Annotated in this window: 5 protein-coding genes and 2 pseudogenes; all 7 read left to right on the top strand. The window is 44.6% G+C overall.

The genetic code is table 11. The annotated features are described in order from the left end of the window. Positions 1–109: 109 nt before the first annotated feature. Positions 110–5,242, top strand: a pseudogene (locus NDI52_RS30075) (AAA family ATPase); the annotation flags it as partial. A gap of 8 nt (positions 5,243–5,250) precedes the next feature. Further along, on the top strand, positions 5,251–5,880 hold the full coding sequence (locus tag NDI52_RS30070) for a response regulator transcription factor (protein ID WP_190769878.1): 630 nt from the start codon (positions 5,251–5,253) through the stop codon (positions 5,878–5,880). A gap of 367 nt (positions 5,881–6,247) precedes the next feature. Further along, positions 6,248–6,805: a thioredoxin domain-containing protein gene (locus NDI52_RS30065; protein WP_190769877.1), complete on the top strand. Its 558-nt coding sequence runs from the start codon at positions 6,248–6,250 to the stop codon at positions 6,803–6,805. Between the two features lie 32 nt (positions 6,806–6,837). Beyond that, positions 6,838–7,704: an SDR family NAD(P)-dependent oxidoreductase gene (locus NDI52_RS30060; protein ID WP_190769876.1), complete on the top strand. Its 867-nt coding sequence runs from the start codon at positions 6,838–6,840 to the stop codon at positions 7,702–7,704. Then, positions 7,701–7,891: pseudogene (locus NDI52_RS30055) on the top strand (alpha/beta hydrolase); the annotation flags it as partial. The gene NDI52_RS30060 and the pseudogene NDI52_RS30055, both read left to right, overlap by 4 nt. An 11-nt stretch (positions 7,892–7,902) precedes the next feature. After that, on the top strand, positions 7,903–9,489 hold the full coding sequence (locus NDI52_RS30050; protein WP_190769875.1) for a GMC family oxidoreductase N-terminal domain-containing protein: 1,587 nt from the start codon (positions 7,903–7,905) through the stop codon (positions 9,487–9,489). Between the two features lie 349 nt (positions 9,490–9,838). Continuing rightward, positions 9,839–9,970: a hypothetical protein gene (locus NDI52_RS30045; protein ID WP_277874462.1), complete on the top strand. Its 132-nt coding sequence runs from the start codon at positions 9,839–9,841 to the stop codon at positions 9,968–9,970. Positions 9,971–10,012 lie beyond the last annotated feature (42 nt).

The raw sequence follows: 10,012 nt of genomic DNA, 5'->3' as shown, positions 1-10,012 counted from the left end.
TGCTCAGTCAGAGCTACGATGTATTTCTTTTTTGCCATGCTGTTAAAGGGGGAGACGAGCTTTCATCCATTATCGTTTAGTTACCCCTCAAAATAAAGCTGACAGACCACTAGGGCTTCAGGATGTTTCGGAACAGTTTCATCTTCCCCAAAAGCTTTATGGGCGTGAAGCAGAGGTTGCAGCGTTACTGGCAGCGTTTGACCGAGCGACGGGGAGGGAAAAAGGGAAAAAGGAACAGGGAGAAGAATCCACTGCCTCCTCGCATTGTGAAATGATGTTGATATCTGGTTACTCCGGAGTTGGCAAATCTGCGCTTGTACAAGAGCTATACAAGTCGATTACTGCCAAGCGGGGTTACTTCGTCTCTGGTAAGTTTGACCAGTTTCAGCGCAATATTCCCTACAGTGCGATCGCTCACGCTCTCCAAAAGTTGGTACAACAACTGCTGAGTGAACCTGAAGAACAGGTGCAACAGTGGCGATCACGTCTTCTCACCGCATTAGGCAGCAACGGTCAACTGATCGTCGATGTGATTCCCGAAGTAGAACTGATTATTGGCAAGCAACTCCCTGTACCGGAAGTTGGTGCAGCGGAAGCTCAAAACCGATTTAATCGAGTTTTTCAACAGTTTATCCGCGTCTTTTGTTCAAAGGAACATCCTTTAGTCATTTTTCTCGATGATTTGCAATGGGTAGATTCGGCAACGCTTAAGCTAATTGAATTAATCATGCTGGATGATCAAACCCAGCATCTCTTTTTAATTGGAGCTTATCGAGACAACGAAGTAGACTCAACTCATCCACTCGCATTAATGCTGGATCAATTACGAAAACAAGAAATTGTATTCCAGGAAGTTGTTCTAAAACCTTTAACGCTGGAGCCATTGAGTCAGTTACTTGCTGAGACATTGCGGCAAAATCTAGGCACCATTCGCCCCTTGGGTGAGTTAGCGCTGCGGAAGACGGAGGGTAACCCTTTTTTTGTGGGTGAGTTTTTGAGAATGCTATATGGCGAAAAGCTGCTGAGCTTTGATGCAAAAGGCTTATGCTGGCAGTGGGATATGGCTCAAATCCAGACTCAAAATATTACTGATAATGTCGTGGAGTTGCTGCTGAACCAGTTAAAGAAGTTGCCTGAGAATACGCAGCATGTTCTCCAACTAGCAGCATGTGTGGGTGCTGAATTTGATTTAGAGACAGTCGCGATCGCGGATGAGAAATCCCTTGAATTAGTTTCCTTAGATTTATTAGCAGCAATTCAAGCTGGATTAATTCAGCCGCTATCCGAATTAGATGAAAACCTATTCGTTCAAGACTATAAGTTCTTGCACGATCGTGTCCAACAAGCTGCTTATGCTCTCATCGATGAGCCGCAGAAACAGGTAGTTCATTTACAAATTGGTCGCAATCTACTCAAAAAGATTCCATTAAAGCAGCGAGCAGAGCGGTTGTTTGAAATTGTTGATCATCTCAATTCTGGAATCGAGTTAGTTACCGACCAACTTGAACGGAATGAAATTGCCAAACTGAATTTGCAAGCAGGTCAAAAAGCCTTGACAGCAAATGCTTATCAAGCAGCTTTCAAGTATTTCAATGTAGGACTTAAACTTTTGAATATGGAGAGCTGGCAGCGCGAGTATGACCTAACCTTATCATTGCATTCAGAGGCAGCAGAGGCCGCATACCTAAGTGGTCACTTTGACGAAATGGAGCGGCTTGTCAAAGATGTACTCAACCATGCAAAAACCGTGCTCGATCAGGTGAAAGTCTACAATAGCAGGATTCAAGCATGCCTATCGCAAGGGGATCCTAGAGAAGCTCTAGAAATTGGCCTGGAAGTCTTGCAACTATTGAGAGTTAGCCTAGTGCAAGCTCCAACTCAGTTGGATGTTCAAACAGGATTAGCGGAAACAGCTTCACGACTCGCCGGGCAGGAAATTGAGGGTTTGATTGAACTACCGGAGATGAGCGGACCTGAACCACTAGCAGCGATTCACATCCTGGCAAGTATTGTGGCTTCTGCATTTATGGTGTCACCAGCCCTATTAATCCTGATTGTGTGCAGAATGGTGAACCTATCGCTCAGTTATGGAAATGCTCCCTGGTCACCATTAGGTTATGCAGCTTATGGATTTGTCCTATGTGAAGTAACTCAAGACATTGAGCGGGGGTATCAATTTGGGAAATTAGCTTTAAGGTTGCTAGAAAAACTAAATATTAATGAATGTGATGCTAAGGTGTTTGAAGTTTTGGGCACTCATGTCATTCATTGGAAGGAACATCTGGGGGAAAGCCTGTCTTTTCTGCGAAACGGCTATCAAAGAGGCGTGGAGATTGGAGATTTTGAGTTTGCTGGTTATTCTGCCTTTCATCTGTGTTACTCCTCATTTTTTGCTGGCCAGGAGCTTACAGCATTAGAACAAGAAACAGCAACTTATAGTAAAGCAGTTAGTCAAATTAGGCGAGAAAATCCTTCTATCTGGCTTGCCATACTGAGGCAAACAGTTCTTAATTTGTTAGGTCGGTCTGACAACCCAAGCCGATTAATGGGCCCAATATATTACGGAGACCGAGTACTATCAAATTCAGCGGTTGGCATCGATAGTGCAGATGGAATTCACTTCTTGTTGCTCAACAAGATTATCCTTCTTTATCTTCTTGCGGAGTACGAGCAATCAGCCCAAACTGCAATTTTAATGGAACAGCATTTGTATTCTGCGGCAGGAATGTTAGTTGTGCCGTTATTCTATTTCTATCATTCTCTAACGTTATTGAGTCTTCTAGCGAAGGCAGCAGCACCCGATAGAGAGCGCTATCTAGAGTGTGTCAATACTAATCAACAAAAACTGCAGAAACGGGCAGATTATGCCCCAATGAATTATTTGCACAAATTTCATTTGGTTGAGGCAGAGAAAGCGCGAGTTTTGGGGCAAGTACTGGAAGCGGAAGAGTTTTATGAACAGGCGATCGCAGGTGCGGCTGAAAACAAATTTATTCAGGAAGAAGCATTAGCGTATGAGTTGGCAGCTAAGTTCTACTGGGAGCGAAATCGACCCAGAATTGCTCGCACTTATATGCAAGAGGCACATTATGCCTATACCCGATGGGGTGCAGCTGCAAAGGTTAAAGATTTAGAAATCCGCTACCCACAGCTATTTCCTCAGTTGTTGGATAAAACTAATCCACCAATTCGTACTACTGCTAGCACCACTTCCAATTCCTCAGATATTGCTCTCGATTTAGCGACAGTCATAAAAGCATCACAAGCAATTTCTCGTGAAATTGAGTTGGGGCAATTGCTCACTTTTTTAATGGGGATCTTAATTGAGAACGCCGGTGCACAAACCGGATTTTTGATTCTAGAAAGTGAAGAAGAATGGGTAATTGAGGCTGCTTGTGAGCTTCATGCGGAGGAGAGTACCTGCGCAACGCGAGTGCTACAATCTCTTCCAATGTCAGGTCGATTGCCCGAATCCATCATTCAATATGTTATTCGAACTCGTGAGCCAATCATCTTAAACGACGCAACTCGTGAAGGTGATTTTATCAATGATTCTTATATTCAACATCATCAACCTCGATCAGTCTTGTGTTTACCACTGTTAAATCAAAGCAAGTTTGTTGGTGTGTTGTATTTGGAAAATCAATTGGCAACGGGAGTATTTACACCAGAGCGATCGCAACTTCTCAATCTACTCTCTATTCAAGCTGCAATTGCGATCGAAAACGCCAGGCTCTACTCAGCACTATGCGCCAGCAAAAGTCAGATGGCCCAATTCCTGGAAGCTGTTCCGGTCGGAATTGCTGTATTTGATGCGGTAGGTCGTCCCTACTACTTTAATCAACGGGCAACTCAGCTCGTCGGCAAAGGAAGTGATCCGTCTGTGCCCCTAGACCAACTTTCGGAAGCTTATCAAGTTTATCTAGCAGGAACAAAGCAGCCCTATCCGATCGAGAGATTGCCATCCATGCGCGCGTTGAGCGGCGAACGTAGCACAGTGAACGATATAGACTTTCACCAGAACGGCACCATTATTCCAGTAGAGGTGTGGAGCACGCCTGTGTTTGACGAACAGGGCAATGTGACTTACGCGATTACAAGCTTTCAAGACATTACAGAGCGCAAACAAGCTGAGCGGCTCCTAGCTGATTACAACCAAACGCTAGAACGACAAGTTACTGAGCGGACAATGCTGCTTTCTCAAGAGATTGAAGAGCGCCAACGAGTTGAAAATGCGCTACGACACAGCGAGGAGCAACGCAGGCTAACCCTAGACTTCACCCACATCGGTAATTGGGACTGGAATATCGTGGAGAATACATCAGAGTGGAATGATAATCACTCTCGATTGCTGGGATTAGTTCCCAACGAAGTAGAATGCAGCTACGAAGTATGGCGCGATCGAGTTCATCCAGAAGATGTTGACCGAGTTGAGCAAGCTGTTGCTAAAGCGCTGAAGACTCATACTGACTACGAAGCTGAGTATCGAGTGATTCACCCGGATGGTAGTATTCATTGGCTGTTTGGCAGAGGTCGAGGCATTTATAACGAAGCTGGACAGCCTATGCGAATGTTAGGTGTCATTCTCGACATCAGCGATCGTAAACGGGCTGAGGAAGCCTCCATCTTAGAGGAGCGCAACCGTATGGCACGGGAAATTCACGATACCTTAGCGCAAGCTTTTACAGGTATTTTGCTCAATGTCGGATCGATGACACAAATGCTAGTAAACGAGTCAGCATCTACCCAAATACAGTTGGAAAGGCTGGAAAGGATCGATGAACTGGCCCGAACGGGACTTACGGAAGCTCGTCGTTCAGTGGCAGCACTGCGCCCCCAGTTATTAGAAAAGGGCAATTTACAGAGTGCGCTGCATCGCCTCGTGACTCAGATGCAATCAACAACCAAAACTACGTTGATCTACGAAAGTAAGGGTATAGCCTACTCCTTACCAAGCGAGGTGGAAAACCACTTACTTCGGATTGCGCAGGAGTCTTTAACAAATGCTATCAAATACTCTAACGCTGATAAAATCTGGGTTGAATTGGTGTACGAAGAGGCTCATTGTCTTTTGCGTGTTAAAGATGATGGACAAGGTTTTGGAGTTGGTAGTATCTCATCGATTGGTGGTTTTGGCTTGTTAGGAATGAGCGAACGAGCAGAACAGATCGGTGCACAACTCACGATTCAAAGCCAACTTGGGCAGGGGACAGAAATTACTATCACCACTAAGCGGGAGTGAAAATCACGATGAGTCAATCGGCTAAAATTCGAATTCTGGTTGTTGACGATCACTCCCTTGTTGCAGAAGGATTAGCAAACATCATTAACTACGATCCAGAAATGACAGTGATTGCTCAAGCAGAGAACGGGCAACAGGCGCTCAATCTGTACCGTGAATACCAGCCCGATATAACCTTAATGGATTTACGAATGCCAATAATGGAAGGAGTTGAAGCTATTGCTGCAATTCGTGCTGAATTTAAGTCAGCTCGAATTATTGTGCTAACGACCTATGATGGGGATGAAGATATTTATCGGGGATTACAGGCAGGTGCGCAGGGATATCTACTTAAAGACGCTAAACCGAACGAACTTTTGAATGCTATTCGCATGGTTTATAGCGGCCAGCAGTATGTTTCTCCAACTGTGGGTAGAAAGCTGGTGGAACGAATGAGTAATCCAGCACTTAGTGAACGAGAGTTAGATGTGCTCCGGTTGATGGCACAGGGATTAAGTAATCAAGATATCGGAACTGCTCTAACAATTGGTGAAAGTACTGTCAAATCACATGTGACGCATATTCTGAGCAAGCTAGCAGTGAGCGATCGCACACAAGCCGTTATTGTTGCGGTTAAACGAGGGCTTGTTAGTTTATAGATTGTATTTAATGGGCAGCTTGATTCCAACTTTAGTTGGAGGTGCTCCTCTACTTTCAATGGAGCGCGTCATCCATCGCTGGAATACACAAAATTGTAGACTCTTAGCGGACGTGAGATAGGAGTTTATTCCCTATATTAAATTTATGAAAGAACCAAAAGTTGCTCAACAAGAGTTCAGCTTGCCTTCATAAAGTATCGACACCTGAAAGAAAATCATGACTTTATTCAACGTGGCATCTCGTTGAATTCGTTTTCAGCCGTTCATTCTATTGACGATCGTGGTGCTGATAATAATTTCTAACTTCGTCTTTAGGACAAACTGACTCTGTTGTAACAACAGAGAGTCGTTCAACAGGTGTGAAAAAATGGTTGATGATCATAGACACCATTTCCTATTTGTTCCACCTTCAATTCAGGATCACATTCAGGGCGTGTTAAGCGCCACTGCTGTACTCGTTCTGTATGGAGATTATGAATGCTCTCAAAGTGCGGATGTCTATCGGTTGATTAAAGTTGCTCAACAGCAACTGAGTCCTTTTCCTGATAAGAATAATATCTGCTTCATTTTTCGCCATTTTCCACAGATACAAATCCATCCCCATGCTCAACGAGCAGCAGAGGCTGCAGAAGCTGCAGCAATTCAAGGCCAGTTTTGGCAGATGCATGAGATGTTGTTTATCCATCAACAAATGTTAGAGAACGGCTACCTCGTAGAGTATGCAGAGCGTTTAGGACTTGATATTTCGCAGTTTTTACAAGACCTGTCTCATCGTGTGCATATTGCTCGTGTCAATCTGGACGCTGAGAGTGGATACCGAAGTGGAATAAAAACTGCACCTGCCTTGTTTATCAATGGAATTCGCTATACCGATCAATGGAATATAAAGAAGTTAATTGCATCCATCATTAATGCGGCTAATTAAGAGAACTCATTAGAGTATTCAGGAGAAACATCATGACAAATCAAAAGCTATCTCGTGTTTGGTTAATTACAGGCAGTTCAACAGGATTCGGTCGTGCTTTGACTGAAGCTGTCTTAGCTCAAGGCGATCGCGTTATTGCAACTGCTCGTAATATCAGCAAAATCCAGAATCTAGAACACAAATATCCACAAATAGCTAAAGCTGTTCGTTTAGATGTTACCGATCAAGCAAGCATTCAAATGGCTGTGCAAATTGGTTTAGCCACATTTGGTAGAATTGACGTACTGGTGAACAATGCGGGATATGGATTGATTGGTGCTGTTGAAGAGGTGAGCGATCAACAAATTCGTAACCAATTTGAAACCAATGTCTTTGGTCTGTTGAATGTGACTCGCGCTGTCATTCCCATACTCAGAAAGCAAGGCTCAGGTCATATTCTAAATATGTGTTCAGTCGGTGGACGGCATCCAGTACCAACGATGGGGCTTTATGATGCTTCTAAAGCAGCGGTCGAAGGACTTTCAGAGTCTCTCGCATCTGAAGTGAAACCTTTTGGAATCAAGGTAACGATCCTTGAGCCAGGAGGCTTTGATACCGGTTTTGTAGACCGTTCTACAGTTTCGGCAGAACCAATGCCAGAGTACGATTTTTTGAGAGAGCAAATCGCTAAGTTTGCTGCTGGATATGTTCGGGGTGACGCTGTAGCTGGTGTCCAAGCGATGTTGAAGGTCGTAGAATTGCCTGACCCACCCCTTCGCCTGGCGCTCGGTCCCAACGCGCTACCAACAATAATTCAAAAACTCACGGCAGATATTGAAGAGTACAAACGCTTTGAGCACATCTGGCAGAGTTCTACAGCCAATGCAGTTCACAATTCCAGCCTGTCACATTCCAGCTAGCACGAATTGATATTCCAACATTGATTATTCATGGGGATGCCGTTCGGATTCTGCCACTGGAAGCGATCGCTGCAAGATGACTGTAATTATCAAGAACAGCCGCTTAGAAGTGATATCGGATGGTCCCAACGCGATTCTCTGGACACATGCAGACAAAATAAACCCCTTACTACTGGACTTTCTCAAGGAGGAAAAGGTATGGCTCACTATGATTACATTATCATTGGTGCAGGATCGGCGGGTTGTGTGCTGGCTAACCGTCTAACTGAAGATTCTGATACAACTGTTTTACTGTTGGAAGCAGGCAATCCGGATACAAAGCCAGAGATTTTCATGCCACTGCAATTCATGAGCCTACAAGGTTCTGAAGTGGATTGGGCTTACTTCTCTGAACCAGAACCTTACTTAAATAATCGCAGAATGTTCTGTCCTCGCGGCAAAGTTTTGGGAGGAAGCAGTTCGATTAACTTCATGTTTTACATTCGGGGAAATCGCCATAATTATGACCATTGGCAGTCACTCGGAAACCCTGGTTGGAGCTATCAAGATATCTTGCCCTATTTCAAGAAATCGGAGCATCAGCAACGAGGAGCCGACACCTATCACGGGGCAGATGGAGAACTAAGCGTCAGCGACATCAAACCTTCTGCAGCCATATCTCAACGCTTTATCGATGCGTGTATGGCAATGGGCTACGACTATAATCCCGATTTTAATGGTGCCCAACAGGAGGGAGTCGGCCCTTATCAGCTAACCGTTAAAGACGGTAAACGTCATAGCACAGCAGCTGCTTTTCTTGTGCCCATTCTCGATCGCCCCAATCTGACTGTAGTAACTGGGGCATTGGTGACTCGGTTGTTGTTTGAGGGAACTCGTGCTGTTGGAGTGGAATACTTGAAAGAGGGTATTCTGCACCAAGTCAGAGTCGATCATGAGGTGATTTTAAGCGCGGGTGCATTTGATTCACCGAAACTGCTGCTGTCTGGCATTGGAGATGGAAGTTATTTACAAACCATGGGCATTCCGGTTGTCGCTAATTTGCCCGGTGTCGGACAAAATCTGCAAGACCACCTGCTTGTCCCTGTGGTATATGAAGCAACTCAAGCAGTCTATCCTGCAAACACAAGCAATGGGATCGAAGCTGGCTTGTTTCTGCATACCAAAGGCGATCAGGAAGTGCCACCGGATTTACAGTTTTACTTCGGTCCCATCCAGTTCTTACCGCCTGGCTATGCCCCGGCAGAATTTGGGTTTACAGGTGCAGTTTCTGTAAACCGTCTGCACAACATTGGAAGTGTCAGCTTACGTTCCACTGACCCCAAAGATCCACCTATGTTTCGGATGAATTATCTGCAATATGAAACCGATGTGCAAAAGCTAATCGGTGCAATTAGATTAATGCGCCGATTGCTACATAGCAGCGAATTTGATGAGTTTCGTGGTCAAGAAATCGCTCCGGGTGCAGACGTTCAAAGTAATGCAGAGCTTGAAGCTTATGTTCGAGATAATTGCAATACGGTATATCATCCAGTTGGCACTTGCAAAATGGGTACTGATCCGATGGCGGTGGTCGATCCTGAACTGAAGGTACATGGAGTTCAAGGATTACGTGTCATTGATGCATCAATTATGCCAACGATTACCACAGGGAACACTAACGCACCCACTATCATGATTGGTGAAAAGGGAGCAGATTTCATTAAAGCGGTTCGCGCTCAACAAACGTTGATGACCCAATTCAACGCGAAAAATTCCGGTTCAGCTAGGATTTCTAGTCATCGATGATTCTAATTGATAATAGTGTATTCACAACTATCCACGCAATTTTCTTGAACAGAGGCATCGTTGACTATAATGAACTTATCCTTGTAGGCAAACATTGTTGCATCACCAATTCATTACAAAGCTAAGCTTAATATCACCCATTGTTTTTATGTAGCGTTGGTTGCACGAAACTGGAGTACGATTCGCAGCCTGCTCACAGACAATGCACACTGGGTACTAAGTGACAAACGATTTCAAGCATGGCCAATGGAGTTGATGCAGTTGCCGATCGCGCTCGCAAAATCGCAGGCTATAGGCTGAAGTTTGAGCTGTTGCATATTCTGGTAGCCGAGGCAATGCTGCACTGTCTTTGCACAATAAGGCGAAGCAGGATGATCGTATCCTCGAAGAGCATTTAGCGACGGTATGTCGGTTGAAGGATGGCAGAATCGCCACGATTGAGACGTTCCTCTTTGATGTGGATGGGATGAATGCCTTCTGAAACAAATTTAAATAGTAGTAGTGCGAAAGCAATTGTTTATTA

It is taken from the genome of Leptolyngbya sp. PL-A3, from assembly GCF_039962325.1.
Classification (GTDB): Bacteria; Cyanobacteriota; Cyanobacteriia; order Elainellales; family Elainellaceae; genus Vacuolonema.
This window is presented reverse-complemented; position numbering and strand designations above follow the sequence as displayed.

Bases quoted from the DNA above. Each gene is read 5' to 3' on its own strand.
- NDI52_RS30070 (WP_190769878.1), top strand. From the start codon at position 5,251: ATGAGTCAATCGGCTAAAATTCGAATTCTGGTTGTTGACGATCACTCC.
- NDI52_RS30065 (WP_190769877.1), top strand. From the start codon at position 6,248: ATGGTTGATGATCATAGACACCATTTCCTATTTGTTCCACCTTCAATT.
- NDI52_RS30060 (WP_190769876.1), top strand. From the start codon at position 6,838: ATGACAAATCAAAAGCTATCTCGTGTTTGGTTAATTACAGGCAGTTCA.
- NDI52_RS30050 (WP_190769875.1), top strand. From the start codon at position 7,903: ATGGCTCACTATGATTACATTATCATTGGTGCAGGATCGGCGGGTTGT.